The sequence below is a fragment of the Pseudomonas sp. D47 genome (genome assembly GCF_045447305.1).
In the GTDB taxonomy this organism is placed as follows: Bacteria; Pseudomonadota; Gammaproteobacteria; order Pseudomonadales; family Pseudomonadaceae; genus Aquipseudomonas.
This window is the reverse complement of record NZ_JBJGXU010000009.1, coordinates 129,503-146,411: the sequence shown is the minus strand read 5'-3', so window position 1 is coordinate 146,411 and position 16,909 is coordinate 129,503. Positions and strand designations below refer to the sequence as shown.

Below are 16,909 nucleotides of genomic sequence, written 5' to 3'. Positions count from 1 at the left end.
GCTGCGATACGGACGACTGGAGACATCAGGCACACAGCGTTGATGCCATCGCAGGCAAGCCAGCGCCCACAGGAAAGCAGATCGGCTATCAGACCAGCAAGCCCATCGACTTGGCCCGCGCCACCGCCTGGGTGCGGCGCTCCACGCCCAGCTTGCTGTTGATGTGGCTGGCGTGGGTTTTCACCGTGTGCAGGGAGATGAACAACTGATTGCTGATCTCCTGGTTTGAGCAGCCTTGGGCGATCAGTTGCAGCACCGCCAACTCGCGGGTGCTGAGGGTTTCGTGAGTGGGCGAGGTCTCGACAGCAGCCACCACCGGCAGCAGCGCCAACAGGCTCTGGCTCAACAAACCGTGCGGGTCTTTGCGCAGTTGTTCGCGCATCCAGTCCGGGTAGCCTTCCAGCAGGCGCTGGAACGGTTGCAGTGCGCCGCCGGCGCCCGCCTCAAGCGCCTGGGCCACGATCGGCCGCGCCTTGGCTTCCTGGCCACACTCCAGCAGTAAATGCGCCTGTTGGGTCAGGGCCATCAAGGCAATCATCTGGCGCCCGCTGTTGTGCGCCTGCTGCGCCAGCTCTTCGAGGCGTTGCAGGGCCGCCGCCGGTTGATGACGAATCGCATCCAACGCCGCCTGTTGCAGCCCGATGTGTTGCGGCAAATGTGGATGAAACTCAGGCGCGGCAGCGGCGTGCTCGCCGTTGTAGGTCTGCCCCAGGCGGGTCAGCCAGGCGTCGGCAAGGTCGGTACGGCCTTGGGCCAGCCACAATTCGCATTTGATCAGCGTGATCATCGCCAGGTAGTAGATCGGCGGCACGTCCCAGATATGCATCAAGCGCTCGGCTTCGGCGAGTTCGGCGAAGGCTTTGGGGAAATCACCGCGCCGCCCTTCAAAGCTGGCGATCACGCAGTGCCCGATCAACACGCTGATATCCCGACAGGCGCGGGCCTCGCTCAAACCGGCACGCAAACGCGCCAGGCCGGCTTCGGGCTGATAGCGCACCAGCAGCAAGTAGCCTTCGTAGAGCGACAACCGCGCGCGCACGGCGTATAGCCGCTGAGGCGCAAGGCCGTGCAGGCGTTGCAGGCCTTGGCGCACTTCGTCCAGGGAACGCAGGATTTCGCCGCGCGCCTGCAACACTCGCGCGCGGTCGTAATGGGCCAGTGCTTCAAACAACGGGTTGCCGACGCGTTGCGCCAGCTCCAAGGATTCGCGATTCAAACCACGGGCGCGCCACAGGTCGGCATCGACGATGGCCAGGTTGGACAGGGTCGACAGGCACATCAGGCGCTGGCCGTAGCGTTTGTGCGGCAGGCTTTCCAAGGCCTCGCTGCAATAACGCTGGGTCAGCTCGCGGTCGCCACGCCCACGGGCGATGATCCCGCTCAGCGCCAGCCATTGGGCCAGCATCGACTTTTGCGCGGTGGCCGACGGCGCCGGCAGGAAGCGGCTGAGGTAGCCGGACAACTCTTCGGCCGCATCCAACTGGCAGGCCAGCCCCAAGGCCCAGCTGTACAGCACGATCAAGCGCGGCGTGCTGATCAGCAGGCTGTCGGGCAAGTCCATCTTCCAGCGCAGAAGCATGCCGACATTCTGCTCGGCGAGCAGTTGCTCCTCCGACAGGTTCTGCACCAAGTTGGCGGCCACATCGAGGTGGCCGGCGCGCAACGCCTGCTCCACCGCTTCGTCGATCAAGCCCTGGGCGTTGAACCAGCGGCAAGCCCGCAGGTGCAGGCTGGCAATCGGCAAGGTGGCATTGCTCGCTCGGCGGGTGCGCAGCAAATCGGAAAACAGGTGGTGATAACGGTACCAGTGGCCTTGTTCGTCCAGCGGCACCAGAAACACTTGGTGGGCCTGCAAGTAGCGCAGGATCTCAGCGCTGTCGTGGGCTTCGCGCACGGCGTCGCACAATTCGCTGCAAAAACGATCCTGAGGCGCGGTGTCGTACAGGAAGGCTTGAACCTCAACCGGCAGGCAGTCGATGACTTCTTCGAGCAGGTAATCACGAATCAGCCCTTCGCCACCGTGCAGGCTTTGCGGCAGCGCGCTTTCATTGCCGGCTTCGGCGATGGCCAACAACCAGAAACGCAGGCCGGCCACCCAACCTTCACTGCGCCGGATCAAGTTGTCCAGGGCCTCGCCGCGCAACGAGCTGCTGTGCCGATCCAGCACGGCCAGCGATTCGTCATGGGTCAGGCGCAGGTCTTGTTCGTGCAGCTCCAGCAGGTGCCGCGACAGCCGCAGCCGTGCCAGGTGCCAGTCGGGGCGCTGGCGGCTGGTGACCATGACCACCAGCCCATCGGGCAAGTGATTGAGGAAAAACTGCAGGCAGCGATCCAGCACCGGGCCCTGGGCCAGATGGTAGTCATCCAGCACCAGCAATAATGGCGCGCGCGTGGACAGGTGCAACGTCAGCTCATCGAGCAGGCCGTCGAGCCATTCTTCAAAGGCAAAGGGTTGGTGACGCTGGCGCATTTTCAGCAGGCCCAAGGATTGGGCACCGAGTTGCGGGAAGTACTGTTGCAAACCGTCGAGCAGGCGCTCGAGGAAACGGCCCGGGTCGTTGTCCCGTGGGCTCAGGCCCAGCCACAGGCTTTGCCAATGCGCCGGCAAACTCTGGCAGAACTCCACCGCCAACGAACTCTTGCCGAACCCGGCCGGGGCACTGACCAATAACAATCGCCCCGCAAGGCCCGCACTCAGCCGTTCGCACAGGCGCGGGCGCAGCACATAGCCGTCAGGCAAAGGTGGCCTGTAGAAGCGCGCTTCCAGGGTCGGAATTACCGCGCTTGCAGGCCCTTGGATTCGGGACAAATCAGTCATCGCCGGGCTCTTGTAGAAGGCTGTTGTCGGCATTGCAGATGTCCGCAGACTAGCGGTAAAAGCGGCGGGTTTGTAGATCTTTGCAACATTTGACTGAAAAAGAACTGCGACAAAAAATGTGGGAGCTGCCTTGCACAAGGCTGGCTTGTGTGGGAGCTGGCTTGCCTGCGATAGCATCAACTCGGTGTAACTGATACACCGAGGCGCCTGCATCGCGGGCAAGCCCGACTCCCACACAAGCCAGCTTTACACAAGCCAGCTCCCACATTGTCGAGCGAGTGCTGCTTAGCGAACACCATCCTGGCGCAAGGCCGCTGGGGTGAAGTCGCTGGTGCTGGCGGTGAAGCCGAAGTCATACGCCTGTTTCTCTTCGTTCTTCATGCCCAGGGCCAGGTAGCGGCCGGACTGCAGGTCGTAGAGGGTTTCGATGGCGTACCACGGCACTTGCTTGTCGTAGTAGTTCTCGGCATGCGCTTCAGCAACGCGCCACAATTGGCCACGGCCGTCGTAGTGGTCGATCACCGCCGCTTGCCAGGTGTCTTCGTCGATGAAGAAGTCACGCTTGGCGTAGATGTGGCGCTGGCCTTCCTTCAAGGTGGCGACCACGTGCCAGACGCGGCGCAGCTCGTAGCGAGCCAAGTCCTGGTTGATGTGGCCGGCCTTGATGATGTCAGCGTACTTGAGCTTTGGATCGTCGATCTTGTAGCTGTTGGAGGCGATGTAGATTTCTTTCTTGCCTTCCAGCTTCCAGTCGTAGCGGTCCGGTGCACCGTTGTACATGTCGAGGTTGTCGGACGTACGCAGGCCGTCGGCCGCAGTACCCGGCCCGTCATAGGACACTTGCGGCGCCCGACGCACACGGCGCTGGCCGGCGTTGTAGACCCACGCCGAACGCGGCTCTTTCACCTGGTCCAGGGTTTCGTGCACCAGCAGCACACCACCGGCCAGACGTGCCGGCGCGGTCACTTGCTGCTTGAAGTAGAACAGCACGTTGCCCGGGTTTTTCGGGTCGTAGTCCTTCATTTTGTCGCGGAACACGAACTGGTCGCGGAAGTACACCAGGCTGTACGAGCCGTTGGTTTGCGGGGTGGCTTGGGTGACCAGACGGGTCACGCTGCCGCCGCGATAGCGGGTGATGTGGTTCCAGATGACTTCCACGCCGCTTTTCGGGATCGGGAACGGAATCGCGGTTTCGAAGTTTTCCAGGCCGTTACCGCCGGACACCAGGTTGGTGTTGGTGGCGTTCTTCTTGATGGCGGCGAACACATCAGCCGGCACCGTGGCGCCGCGATGGGTCGGGTAGACCGGCATCTTGAAGGTGTCCGGGTAACGCTTGAACATCGCGTACTGCCCCGGCGCCAGCTTGTCTTTGTACTGCTCGACGTTCTGCGCGGTGATGGTGAACTGCGGTTGTTCGCTGGCATACGGGTTGGCCAGGAAACCCCGGGCATCCACGGCACCGGCATTGGTGGGCAGTGGCGACCATTTCGGGATGGTGCCGGCTGCGTTACCGGCCATTTCAGCGCCCATCGGGGTCAGGCTCGTGCCCAGCTTGGCGGCTTCATCCGCCGAGACTGCCGCCATGACGCTACCCGCCAGGATCGACAGCCCAAGCACACCCACGTGCAACAGACTTTTAGTTATTTTCATGTTCTGGTTCTTCCTGAAAACAGACTGCTTAAAGAGAGTGTGCTTAGAAGTTCATGCCTGCGCTCAAGGCGATAAAGTCACGATCGTCCACGGTGCTGAACTTGCCACCAAAGAAGTTGGTGTAGTTCAGGCCAACGGTATAGGTGTTTTGATACTCGGCATCGACACCCAGGCTGACAGCCTTGCGACCTTCTTCGAAGTTGCCGCCAGGGCCCGGCGAGTAACCTTTGACGTCGTGGGACCAGGCCACGCTAGGCTTGAGGTTTACACCGGCAAACGTGTCCGGGTATTCCCAGATCGCCCGGGCGCGGTAACCCCAGGACGTAGCCGTGGTATAGCCATCGTTGTTGCAGTTGGTGTTCAGGCCGGACGCATTGGGCAGGCCTGCACCTTGACCGGTCGAATTGTTCAGCCCGTTACAGAAGCCGCCAGGCAGGCTGCCGGGACCGAAGACCGGATCACGCCCGTAGCGCGCCTTGTCTCTGCTCTCCAAGCCGCCTACATGAGTCACGCCGATTTCACCCACGGTGGTCAGGCGGGTGGCGCCCATAACCTGGTCGAAGAAGTGCGTGAAGGTGGTCTGGAACTGGGTGACTTCCTTACGGTTGTAGCCGTGCAGGTCCTGCCCCGGCCTGCCCTTGAGCACCGAAGCATTGCCAAAGCCCGGAATCGGCGTGACGCCCGCATACAGAATATCGGTGGTGCTCAGCTGTACCGGCGCGTTTGGCCGGTAGCTCAATTCACCACTCCAGGCGGTGCCGGTCGGCAACGTGGTGGAGAAGCTCAAGCCATACAAGCGGATATCTTCCGGGTACTCGACGAAGTACTGGGAGCTGCCCGCCACAATCAACGGACGCAATGCCGCCAGTGGTCCCAGCGGACGGGTGTAGGCCGAGTTTGGCGCACCTGTCGCGCTGAAGATCGGCGCACGGCTGTGGTAGTTCATGAAGTACGCGCCGAACTCAGTGTCCAGCGGCTCGAAGTTGTAGTGCATGGCCACGCCGAACTGGCCGCTGTCGCGTGCATCACGGTCACCGCCGCGACGTACCAGCACGCCTTCGTTGTTCACATCGACGCCGAGCGCGTTAAGGGTTGGCAAGGCCGCGCCAGGAATGGTGGAACGTTTGTTCAAGACCCGCAGGTTGTTACTGCAACCGTCGGCAATCACGTCCGGCTGGGAGAAGAACGTACCGCAGTTATCCACCACGGTCTGGTCCCACTCCAACTGGTAGAACGCCTCTGCGGAGAGGTTGTCGGTCAGGGTCTGGGACACGTAGAACATATTGACCGGAATCAAGCCTTCCTTGATCTCAGCGCCCGGGCGACGGAACGCAGACACGTCGATCGGGTTGATCGAGTTGATACCGCCGCCAATAAAGGTACTTTCGCCCCAGCTCACTACCTGCTTGCCAAGACGCACGTTACCCGGCTGATCGGCGATGGTGTAGTTGTGGTAGACGAAAGCATCGAGAATCTGCCCGCCAGAGGACTTGGCGCCCTCTTTACGGTTGTCGTTGCTGACGTTTTTGAAGTCGAGGTCTTCGTTCTGCAGCGCAAAGTCATACCAGTACTTGCCACGCACAAAGATGCCGGTATCGCCGTATTTCAACTCAAGGTCATGGATACCCTTGAAGATCTTCGAAAAGGCATCACCCTTGTCGAAGTTCAGGCGGCCGTCGTCGGAGGTTTGCGAAAGCCCCTTGCCACCGTTGTTGGCACCGATCAGGTCTTTATTGCGACCGGCAGTCGACCAACTCGCCCCCACCGACAGGGATGAGTCAAAGCTACCTTCGATTTCACCGATGTTGAAACTGACGCCGAATGCGGGCCCGGCGAGCGTAGAAGCGAGACTGACGGCCAGGGGCAGTCTTGCCCGGCGCCAGAACTGGTTTACTGAGGTCATCGACGCTACTCCATGTGCATTATTGTTATGGCAGTGAGTTCTGTCTTCTGGATGCATGTACCGGCCGGAATACAAAGATTCCAATGCCGAACGGCAACCGAGCCCCCTTGGCTCGAAGCGCAACATCCTTGAAAAACTCTGAGAGGGACTATAGCCAGCAGGGGGTACCGCTTGATCCCTCTAAAGTGTGATTTGCATCACCAACCCGTCTGCCACAGTCCTTTCGCCACGCCGACGAAGGCCGGCGAGGCAAGGATGGCTGAAAATTGGCAAATCACAAGTGAAGGCGCGAGATAGAGCATTGCCGCGCCCGAACGGGCGCGGCGAGGGGCATCACAGGGTCGAGAGGAAGGTGCTGTTGTTGGCCTGCCATTCAATGATGTCGATGCGGATACGTTTTTTGTCGAGTTTTCCTACGCTGGTCTTGGGAATTTCAGTAACAACGGCGATCTGGCTCGGAATCGCCCACTTGCTCAAATGGCCCAGCTCGACAAAAGGCTTGAGGTGTTCCTTGAGCTCGCGAGCACCTATCACATGGCCATCACGCACCACCAGCAGCGCAAACGGGCGCTCGCCCCACTGCGGGTCGGCGATGCCCACCACCGCTACTTCGCGTACCGCCGGGTGACGGCTGACCAGGTCCTCGAGGGCCAGGGAGGAGATCCACTCGCCGCCCGTCTTGATCACGTCCTTGATGCGGTCACGAATATCGATCACGCCAAACGCGTCGAGGGTGGCCACGTCGCCAGTGTGCATCCAGCCGCCTTCCCACAGCTCGGCGCCCTTTTGCGGCTCGTTGTAATAGCCCTCGGTCAGCCACGGTGCACGCAGCACCAGCTCCCCCTGGGACTCGCCGTCGGCGGGCAGGAAGTGACCCTCGGCGTCGACAATCGCCGCTTCCACCAACGGCCCAGGCACGCCGGCCTTGATGCGGTAGGTGGTGCGCTCGTCTTCGGTGCCGGCCATCAGTTCTTCGTTGAGGTGGGCGCAGGACACCAGCGGCCCGGTCTCGGACATGCCGTACGCGGCGGTCAGTTGAATGCCACGCGCCTTGGACGCTTCGTACAACGTGCGATTCAGCGCGCTGCCGCCGATGACGATTTTCCAGCCGCCAAAATCCACGTCTTGGGCAGCCTTGGCATTGAGCACCATTTGCAGGATGGTCGGCACGCAGTGGGAGAAGGTGACCTTTTCCTTGCGCCACAACTCCACCAGGTATTCCGGGTCGTAGCGGCCGGGGTAGACCTGTTTCAAACCGAGCATGGTCGCCACGTACGGCAGGCCCCAGGCGTGTACGTGGAACATCGGCGTGATCGGCATGTATACGTCGTTGGTGCCTAGCAGGCGCACGCTGTCGACGCTGCCCATGATGGTCGCCACGCCCATGGTGTGCAGCACCAGCTGGCGGTGGGTGAAGTACACGCCCTTGGGGTTACCGGTGGTGCCGGTGGTGTAGAAGGTGGTGGCGACGGAATGTTCGTCGAAGTCCTGGAAGTCGTACTTGGGGCTGGCGGCCGCCAGCAGGGTTTCGTACTCGCCGACCAAGTTGGGCAGCTCGGCGGTCTTGGCGTCGCCGTCGGTGAGCAGCAAAGTCTTGTCGACGGTGGTGAGTTGCCCGGCAATGGCCTGGTAGAGCCCCACGAACTCACTGTTGACCAGCACAAAGCGGTCCTCGGCGTGGTTCATGGTGTAGAGAATCTGTTCCGGCGAGAGGCGCACGTTGATGGTATGGATCACCGCGCCGATCATCGGGATGGCGAACATGCACTCCAGGTAACGGTGGCTGTCCCAGTCCATCACGGCGACAGTGTCACCGGCCTTGACCCCGGCTTCGGTCAGCACATTGGCCAAGCGCGCAACGCGCTCGATCAGGGTCGGGTAGGTGTAACGCAGTTTGTCGCGGTAGATGATTTCCCGGGTCTTCTCGTAGCGCGCCCCGGACATCAGCAGGCGTTTGATCAACAGTGGGTATTGGTAAGCGCCTTCGGCGGGTGGGATAACACGGGTCTGCAACATACTAATCCCTTATCTGACTGCACGGTCGTGGCTTGAAGACCAGCACTGTAGAGCGCTTATGTGTCAGCTAAATCAGCCAAAGGAATGATTTAGAGACTCCATCAATTACTAGCCTTTTGCCATCGCCTGGATCTTACGGCGATCTAATGTGGGGAGTTTCCTGCTATCGACCACTCTCATTCCGGCTGCCTCCGACAGTAAATTCGTATTCTCCACACCCTCAGCTTTCAACGGTCGATGCTGCAGATTTTGCTGCGCAGGTTCCGCGCCAATACAAACAACAACAACAAGAGAATGAAAACGCCTGAAAAACCAACCGCGCGTCTGTCATCCCGCCCCTTAATAGCACTCGCGAACTGCCCGCCTGCAAGCGCACAACCAACCACAGCGGCGAAATAACGATGAAGAGCGGAAAGACGTTAAGAAAAATGTTAGCGCTTGGAAAGACGACGTTTTTTTGATGTTTATCCGTTGCATCGTTTTATGGCACGGGAACCATTAAACAATGGGAGCATAAAAAGCGATGAAAACCTCAGTATTTCCCGTTATCGCGAACCATCATTCAGACAAATAAATCTCGCATTTTATTTTTCATAGCTGCGCGCAACACGCGAGAATAAAAAACACATTCTAAGAATCCTCCTATTTAACTACTACCCCATAATGACTACTCTTAAAACTCACTTAATAGCCCGAGCTTGCCACCGGCAACAGGTGCCTTCTCTGATCAGATAGTAAGGAAACATCGTCGTGAAAATGCTGTTTAAATTCGTCGCACTCTCCACGCTCATTGCCGCCGCCAGTGGTTGCGTGAGCTACAACGCAAGCCAACCTTCTTCGCCTATCGACAGCCAGGTCAAGACCTCTTTAAAAGCAGACATCGCGGTTGGCGAAGCCATCTCCGGCGCTTCCTCGGTCAACATTCTGTTCGGTGTTCTGAAGTTCGGTGGCGACAGCCAGTTTGCTGACGGCGTTAGCTACGGCGGCGACACCGGTGGTTCCTTGGGTGGCCTGGGTCTGGACCCAGTAAGCTCGGTTAAATCTGCTGCTGCATTTAAAGCAGTTAAAGCCTCAGGTGCCGACATGATTGTCGCACCGCGCTACGAAGTAACCGAAGAAAACTACTTCATCTTCAAGAAAGTGAGCGTTATCGTCAAAGGCAACAAAGGCAACATCCGCAGCATCAACTAAGCAGGTACAAAGCACTACAGCAAAGTTACAAATTATCTGGTGATTGCAACATTTAAGGCCCGCCTCCCCAGCGGGCCTTTTTTACGTTCTGCTAATAGAAGCTGGGCGGATGCTGGCGCTGAGCGTGATCCGAATACGGCAAAATAGCTAATAAGCAACCGCTTACGCGACTCACCCGTGTCGAAGAGCCCTTGCTGACCGGCAAGCGCCTATGGCAAAAGTTGCAGAAAGAAGCCGAAAACTGGAACGCCCCCTCGAAACCATTACCTGATAATCGTTATTTCATACTGGTAAACGCCAGCTTCACGCCAATCGCAATCAGCACCGCGCCCATCGTCCGATCGAACCAATGCCCCATCCGCGCAAAACCAACACGCACCCGCTGCTGGCTGAACAACATCGCCACCATGCAAAACCACAATGCCGTCGCCACCGCCAGGTACAGGCCGTAACCGGCCTGGATCGCCAGCGGCGTGTGCGGGTTGATCACCACGGTAAACAGCGACAGGAAGAACAGCGTGGCCTTGGGGTTCAAGCCATTGGTCACAAACCCTGCGGTAAATGCCCCGCGCGGGGTGCGTTCGCCCACTTCACGGTGCAACTCGCCCTCGGCAACAGGCTTGGCCGGCTGCGCGCGCAAGGCCTTGAAGCCGATGTACAGCAGGTAGGCCGCTGCCGCCCATTTCAGCGCATTGAACAGCACGATGGACTGCGACACGATCAAGCCAATACCGAGCAACGAGTAACCCACGTGCAGGAAAATCGCCGAACCGACGCCGAGCGCCGTCCAAGTCCCGGCGCGGCGGCCATGGGTAACACTCTCGCGCACCACCACGGCGAAATCCGGGCCAGGGCTGGCCACCGCCAACAAGTGAATCAAGGCTACGGTCAAAAACTCGGCGGCGTACATACTCACTCCATTAAGTAACGGATTATTTCATCTGATAGGCTCGGCAGATTACGCCTTCGAACCCTGTCGCAAAAGGTACAGTTGATGACGAACAATCGCCGCGCCGTCTTCCTTGATCACCCGTCCCTGGACCTGGGGGACCTCGACCTCAGCGCATTGCGCAACAGCTTCAGCGACCTGCAACTGTACGCGCACACCACGGCGCAGAACGTGATCGAACGCCTGCAAGGCGCCCAGGTGGCGATCAGCAACAAGATCGCGCTCAACGCCGAGACCCTGCAGGCCTGCCCCGAACTCAAGCTGATCCTGGTGTCGGCCACCGGCACCAACAACATCGACCTCGCGGCCGCCCGCGCCCTGGGCATCACCGTGAGCAACTGCCAGGGCTACGGCACGCCGTCGGTGGCGCAGCACACGATCATGCTGTTGCTCAACCTGGCGACACGCTTGAACGACTATCAACGAGAGGTCGCCGCCGGCAAATGGCAAGAGGCCAAGCAGTTCTGCCTGCTGGACTACCCGATTGTCGAGCTGCAAGGTAAAACCCTTGGCCTGCTCGGCCACGGCGAACTGGGCAGCGCCGTCGCACGCCTGGCCGAAGCCTTTGGCATGCGCGTGGTGCTCGGCGCGATTCCAGGGCGCCCTGCCCGCGCCGACCGCGTGCCGCTGGATGAACTGCTCGCGCAGGTCGATGCGCTGACCCTGCACTGCCCGCTCAATGAACACACCCGCGACTTTATCGGCGCTCGCGAATTGGCACTGCTCAAACCCGGCGCATTTATCGTCAACACCGCGCGCGGCGGTTTGATCAACGAACAGGCGCTGGCAGACGCCTTGCGCAGCGGCCATCTGGGCGGCGCGGCCACCGATGTGCTGAGCGTGGAACCGCCAGTGAATGGCAACCCACTGCTGGCCGGCGACATTCCTCGCTTGATCGTCACGCCGCACAACGCCTGGGGCAGCCGCGAAGCGCGGCAGCGCATCGTCGGCCAATTGGCAGAAAACGCCCGGACCTTTTTCAGCGGCGCCCCGCTGCGCGTCGTCAGTTGATAAACTGCGCCCCTTTTCAAGGAGCAGACCATGGATCCGCGCAGTGAAGTACTGCTTCGTCAGGCCGAACTTTTTCAAGGCAACCTGCTGCTGGTAGGGTTGCCCGCCGACGACTTGCTCGGCCGCCTGCCCAATGCCCACGGCTGGAGCTGGCATGCCGGCGACCAGGCGGCGCTCGATGCGCGCTTCCCTGAGCGCAGCCAGTTCGGCGTGAACGTGCCCGAGCGTGGGTTTGATGCGGCGGTGATTTTCCTGCCCAAGTCCAAGGACCTCACCGACTACCTGCTCAATGCCGTGGCCGCGCGCCTGCCCGGCGCCGAGCTGTATCTGGTCGGCGAGAAAAAAGGCGGTATCGAAAGCGCCGCCAAGCAGATGATCCCGTTCGGCAAGCCACGCAAGCTCGATAACGCGCGGCATTGCCAGCTGTGGCAAGTCACCGTGGCCAACGCCCCGCAAGCGGTCGAGCTGGAAAGCCTGGCGCAAGTGTTCGACGTGCCATTGGCCGAAGGGCCGCTCAAGGTGGTGAGCCTGCCAGGCGTGTTCAGCCATGGTCGCCTGGATCGCGGCACCGAGCTGTTGCTTGAGCATCTGGACAAGCTGCCCAGTGGGCATTTGTTGGACTTTGGCTGCGGCGCCGGCGTGCTGGGAGCTGCGGTCAAGCGTCGCTACCCGCATAACACGGTGACCCTGCTGGACGTGGATGCCTTTGCTGCCGCCAGCAGTCGCCTGACCTTGGCAGCCAATGGCCTGGAAGCCGAGGTGTTGACCGGTGACGGCATCGACGCCGCGCCGATGGGTTTGAACGCGATTTTGAGCAACCCACCGTTCCATGTCGGCGTGCATACGGATTATTTCGCCACGGAAAACTTGCTGCGAAAAGCGGCGAAACACCTGGCAAAAGGCGGCGAACTGCGCTTGGTCGCCAACAGTTTCCTCAAGTACCAACCCCTGATCGAAGAGCACTTGGGCGTGTGCGCAATCAAGGCCGAAGGCAATGGTTTTCGCATTTATCGTGCCAAACGCGGCTGATAGTTTTTTGAAAAAGAAGGCTTGCCGAATGGGTTTTGCCTAGGCAAAATCCGCTCCGTCCTAGGGGAGTAGTCTCCCACGAGCGCCATGCTCGTCCGGCATACGTCAACATACTTGGTCAACAGACCATGGCGTATGCGACCCAGGAGTCCGCACAGACGGACCGGGGTTTGACAAGACCTATGACACGCACACCTTACCCGGGGCGGGAAGGCTGTACGTGTCATAGCCGTGTCGACCCGCCCCTGGAAACTTACCTGATGCTGGATTCATTACTCGTACCTACCGCAATCGTTGCCTTGGCCGAAATCGGCGACAAGACGCAGCTGCTCGCGCTCATCCTTGCCGCACGCTTTCGCAAACCTTGGCCGATCATCGCCGGCATCGTCGCCGCGACCCTGGCCAACCATGCGGCCGCCGGTGCCGTCGGGGCCTGGTTCGGCAGTTTCTTCTCGGATGCAGTGTTGCATTGGATCCTCGCGGCAAGCTTCTGTGCCACGGCGCTATGGACCTTGGTGCCGGACAAACTCGACGATGACGAAGCCAGTACCACGCGCAAGTTCGGCCCGTTCCTGACCACGCTGATTGCGTTCTTCCTTGCAGAAATCGGTGACAAGACGCAGATCGCCACGGTGATGCTGGCGGCGCAATACCCTGAGCTGTGGCTGGTGATTATCGGCACCACCTTGGGCATGCTGATTGCCAACGTGCCGGTGGTTCTGGCGGGGAATTTCGCGGCGGAAAAACTGCCGTTGACCTTGATTCGTCGACTGGCGGCTACGGCGTTCTTCATCCTGGCGATTGTTGCGGTGTACAAAGCCATGCAAAGCAGCGGCTGGATCTAGCCCGGCCTGATCATTCCCACGCTCCGCGTGGGAATGCATTCTGTGACGCTCTGCGTCACGCTTTTAAGAGCGGACGCAGAGCGTCCAGAGCGGCATTCCCACGCAGAGCGTGGGAACGATCAATCAGGACTTTTTGGCCTGCTGGTAAAGCGGCATCACCTTCGAAATCGCCGCCTGCAACGAGGCGATTCGGCTGTCGGAAGCCGGGTGTGTGCTCATGAACTCCGGTGGCGCACCTTCCGAAGCCTTGGCCATCTTGTTCCACAACGTGATGGCCGCGTTCGGGTTATAACCAGCCCGGGCCGACAGCTCCAAGCCGATCAGGTCCGCTTCGTTTTCATTGGCGCGACTGTTGGGCAAGGTCATGCCGTAGTTGGCCACGGTATCGGCCAACGCCAGGCTGTCCTGACCCAAACCGAACAAGGCACCGGCGCCCTGCTTGGCCATCTGGATGCCGTAGGCCTTGGACATGGCCTCACGCCCGTGCTCGCGCAAGGCGTGGGCGATTTCATGGCCCATCACCGCAGCCAGTTCGTCATCGGTGAGCTTGAGGTTGTCGATCAACGCGCTGTACACAAAGATCTTGCCGCCAGGCCCGCAATTGGCGTTCATCTCATCGCTTTTGATCAGGTTCACTTCCCACTTCCACTGCGCCGCATCCGGGCGGAACGTCGGTGCCTGGGCGATCAGACGCTTGGCAATCGCCTGCACGCGCTTGGCGTTGGCGCTGGTCTTGTCGAGCATGCCTTTGCCGCTCGCCTCACCCAGCGTTTGCTGGTAGGACTGGGCATACATCTGGTCGACTTCTTGGCTCGACAGCATGCTGAACATGTACTGCTTGCGCTCTACCCCAACGGCACCGCCGCTGGTGGTATTGACCGACTGACAACCGGCCAGCAGCATCGCTGCACTGAGTACGCTTACTGCCAATGATTTTTTCATGACGCTCTCCCTAGAATCCTGGCGCGTATCGTAGGCGGTCAAATGTATCTGCGCCAGATACACAAGACGTGTAACCGCAGATTTTCAGATACGCCCCACACGCCCACTGCGGCGGCGAACAGCCCATTTGCGACATCCGGCGCTCTTTTACCGGCCCACCCTTAAGCCTCCCGAGCCCGCGGCCGATACAAGAAGGCAGCCCTCTGCCCCTGCGCCCGGAGCCTTCATGAAATTCAAGTCGATTCAGTTTTCTGTCGCAGCACTGACCGGCGCCATCGTGCTGAGTGTGGTTGCCGTGTTGGTGCTCTACGCCGTGTTTGCCGGCGCGCGCACCCAGGAACTGGTGCAGGACCGCACCCAGGCGCAGTTTGAGCAGGTCATCGAGCAGCGCCTCACAGCGTTGGCGCAAACCCAGGCCACGCTGATCCAGCGCGAATTGGAAGCACCCCTGGTGACCGCCAAAGGCCTGGCCACCGCCAACGCCCTGCTCGGCATGAAAGACGCCAAGGGCGAACCGGCGCTGCAGGTCGGGCGCGAACAACTGATCAACCTGCTGCACGAGACCGTCGTGCGCAACCCGAAAATCCTTGGCGCTTATATCGGCTGGGAGCCCAATGCGATTGACCATAACGACGCCGCCTACGTCAACACGCCGATTGTCGGCATGGCCGCCGACGGGCGCTTTCTGCCGTGGTGGTACCGCAACGCTGATGGCAGCCTGGGCCTGGATAAACTCGCCGACGTCAACGACCAGAACATCCTCGCTACCGGCGTGCGCGCCAGCGAGTACTACCTGTGCTCCAAAGAGAGCAAGAAGCCCTGCGCCATCGACCCGGCACCGTATAAGGTCGGCAATGCGATGGTGATGCTGGCCTCGTTTATCGAACCGATCATGATTGACGGCGCCTTCCAGGGCATCGTCGGCGCCGACCTGTCAGTCAATTTCATCCAGGACATGCTCACCCGCGCCGACCAGAACCTCTATGACGGCGCCGGCGAGCTGGCGCTGATCTCCAGTAACGGTCGCCTGGTGGCCTACACCAAGGACGCCAGCCAGCTCGGTGAAAAAGCCACCGACCTGCTCGACAGTAACGAGCTGGCGAACCTCGGTCAGTTGAAAGTCGGCGAAGTGCGCTACGACATCGACAAGGAACACGGGCATATCGTGCTGTTCCTGCCCTTCAACATCGGCCAGGCTGAAGCGCGCTGGACCTTGATGATGCAACTGCCGCTGAGTGCAGTAATGGCCGACTCGCAGAAACTGCAAAGTGACCTGCAAGCCCAGCGCAAAACCGACACCTTCGGCATGGCCATGGTTGGCCTGTTGATCGCTGGCATCGGCTTGCTGGTGATCTGGCTGGTGGGCCACGGCATCGCCCGCCCGCTCAAGCAAATGGTGGCCATGCTCAACGACATCGCCCAAGGCGAAGGCGACCTGACGCGCCGCCTGACCAGCGACCGCGCCGATGAACTGGGCGCGATTGCCACGGGCTTCAATACCTTCCTGATCAAGCTGCAGGGCATGATTACCCAGGTGGTGAGTTCGGTGCAGAAGGTCAGCGATTCGTCGGAGCACACCGCCGACATCGCGATCCGCACCAATCAGGGCGTGCACAAACAAATGGTCGAGATCGACCAAGTGGCCACCGCCGTGCACGAGATGACCGCCACCGCCCAAGACGTGGCGCGCAACGCCACCCAGGCTGCGCAAGCTGCCAGCCACGCGGACCAAGCCGCGAGCCAAGGCATGCGCGTCGTGCGCGACACCTCGACGTCAATCGGCGCGCTGGCGCAAGAAATCGGCCGCGCGGTCGTCGTGGTGCAAACCCTGGCCAAGGACAGCGAGAACATCAACGCGATCCTCACGGCGATTCGTGGCATTGCCGAGCAGACCAACCTATTGGCGCTCAACGCCGCCATCGAGGCGGCGCGGGCTGGCGAGCAAGGCCGTGGGTTTGCGGTGGTGGCGGATGAAGTGCGCAACCTGGCGCAGAAAACGCAGAAAGCCACCGAAGAAATCCAGACCATGATCCAGCAACTGCAACAAGGCACGCGGGACGTGGTGAAGGTGATGGAAGACAGCCAGAACCGCACCGATGAAAGCGTGCAACATGCGGCCAAGGCCGCTGAGGCACTGGAAACGATTACGCAGGCAGTGTCGGTGATCAACGACATGAACACCCAGATTGCCAGCGCAGCTGAGGAGCAGAGCGCGGTGGCTGAGGACATCAATCGCAATGTGATCAATATCGGCCAGGTGGCCAATGAAGTGGCGGGCGGCGCGGATGAGTCCAGCGCGGCCAGTGCGGATTTGACCAAGTTGGCAGAGCAGCAGCGGCGGTTGATCAACCAGTTTAAGGTTTAGGGATTTGCGGTGGTTTTGAGGGCGCTATCGCAGGCAAGCCAGCTCCCACGCTTGGATCTGTGAATACAGTCAAAGTGGGAGCGGGCTTGCTCGCGAAGACGTCGGCCCAGTAAACATTGATGTTGACTGACCCACCGCTTTCGCGAGCAAGTCGAATCGTCGCACCGCCGCTCCCACAGGGGATATGCGC

At 60.3% G+C, this 16,909-nt stretch carries 11 protein-coding genes, 1 pseudogene and 1 riboswitch; of the genes and pseudogenes, 6 read left to right on the top strand and 6 right to left on the bottom strand.

All coding sequences use genetic code 11. The features are described 5' to 3' along the window. Positions 1-88 precede the first annotated feature (88 nt). The 4 genes from ACI77I_RS09465 to ACI77I_RS09450 all read right to left on the bottom strand — a co-directional run bounded on the left by ACI77I_RS09465 (position 89) and on the right by ACI77I_RS09450 (position 8,387). Entirely contained in the window at positions 89-2,818 is a 2,730-nt protein-coding gene (locus ACI77I_RS09465; RefSeq protein WP_094953689.1) for a LuxR C-terminal-related transcriptional regulator, read from the bottom strand. A 285-nt stretch (positions 2,819-3,103) separates the two neighbouring features. Continuing rightward, on the bottom strand, positions 3,104-4,468 hold the full coding sequence (locus tag ACI77I_RS09460; protein WP_094953688.1) for a DUF1329 domain-containing protein: 1,365 nt from the start codon (positions 4,466-4,468) through the stop codon (positions 3,104-3,106). Positions 4,469-4,511: 43 nt separating this feature from the next. Beyond that, positions 4,512-6,371, bottom strand: coding sequence for a DUF1302 domain-containing protein (locus ACI77I_RS09455; RefSeq protein WP_094953687.1), 1,860 nt, complete (start codon positions 6,369-6,371; stop codon positions 4,512-4,514). A gap of 333 nt (positions 6,372-6,704) precedes the next feature. Next, positions 6,705-8,387, bottom strand: a complete 1,683-nt coding sequence (locus ACI77I_RS09450) for a fatty acid--CoA ligase (protein ID WP_094953686.1) — start codon at positions 8,385-8,387, stop codon at positions 6,705-6,707. A gap of 750 nt (positions 8,388-9,137) precedes the next feature. Here ACI77I_RS09450 and ACI77I_RS09445 point away from each other — a divergent pair. After that, the gene (locus tag ACI77I_RS09445; RefSeq protein WP_242154488.1) at positions 9,138-9,578 is read left to right on the top strand and encodes a hypothetical protein; all 441 of its coding nucleotides are present in this window, start codon (positions 9,138-9,140) and stop codon (positions 9,576-9,578) included. Positions 9,579-9,855: 277 nt separating this feature from the next. Here the strand turns inward: ACI77I_RS09445 and ACI77I_RS09440 are convergent, their stop codons facing one another. Further along, positions 9,856-10,488 (bottom strand): LysE family translocator, encoded by a 633-nt coding sequence (locus ACI77I_RS09440; protein ID WP_406997370.1) that lies wholly within the window; start codon positions 10,486-10,488, stop codon positions 9,856-9,858. An 84-nt stretch (positions 10,489-10,572) separates the two neighbouring features. Between ACI77I_RS09440 and ACI77I_RS09435 the strand changes: the two genes are divergently transcribed. The 3 genes from ACI77I_RS09435 to ACI77I_RS09425 all read left to right on the top strand — a co-directional run bounded on the left by ACI77I_RS09435 (position 10,573) and on the right by ACI77I_RS09425 (position 13,412). Then, positions 10,573-11,538 (top strand): 2-hydroxyacid dehydrogenase, encoded by a 966-nt coding sequence (locus ACI77I_RS09435; RefSeq protein ID WP_094953015.1) that lies wholly within the window; start codon positions 10,573-10,575, stop codon positions 11,536-11,538. 30 nt (positions 11,539-11,568) lie between these two features. Then, positions 11,569-12,567, top strand: coding sequence for a class I SAM-dependent methyltransferase (locus tag ACI77I_RS09430; RefSeq protein WP_263274523.1), 999 nt, complete (start codon positions 11,569-11,571; stop codon positions 12,565-12,567). A gap of 51 nt (positions 12,568-12,618) precedes the next feature. Beyond that, a riboswitch (yybP-ykoY riboswitch) is annotated at positions 12,619-12,738 on the top strand. Between the two features lie 89 nt (positions 12,739-12,827). Continuing rightward, a complete protein-coding gene (locus ACI77I_RS09425; RefSeq protein ID WP_004372026.1) occupies positions 12,828-13,412 on the top strand; it encodes a TMEM165/GDT1 family protein in 585 nt (194 codons plus the stop codon). A 123-nt stretch (positions 13,413-13,535) separates the two neighbouring features. Here ACI77I_RS09425 and ACI77I_RS09420 read toward each other — a convergent pair whose 3' ends face one another. Further along, the gene (locus ACI77I_RS09420; RefSeq protein ID WP_406997369.1) at positions 13,536-14,354 is read right to left on the bottom strand and encodes a M48 family metalloprotease; all 819 of its coding nucleotides are present in this window, start codon (positions 14,352-14,354) and stop codon (positions 13,536-13,538) included. A 226-nt stretch (positions 14,355-14,580) separates the two neighbouring features. Here ACI77I_RS09420 and ACI77I_RS09415 point away from each other — a divergent pair. After that, a pseudogene (locus ACI77I_RS09415) lies at positions 14,581-15,861 on the top strand (HAMP domain-containing protein); the annotation flags it as partial. A gap of 15 nt (positions 15,862-15,876) precedes the next feature. Further along, positions 15,877-16,719, top strand: a complete 843-nt coding sequence (locus ACI77I_RS09410; protein ID WP_406991501.1) for a methyl-accepting chemotaxis protein — start codon at positions 15,877-15,879, stop codon at positions 16,717-16,719. Positions 16,720-16,909 lie beyond the last annotated feature (190 nt).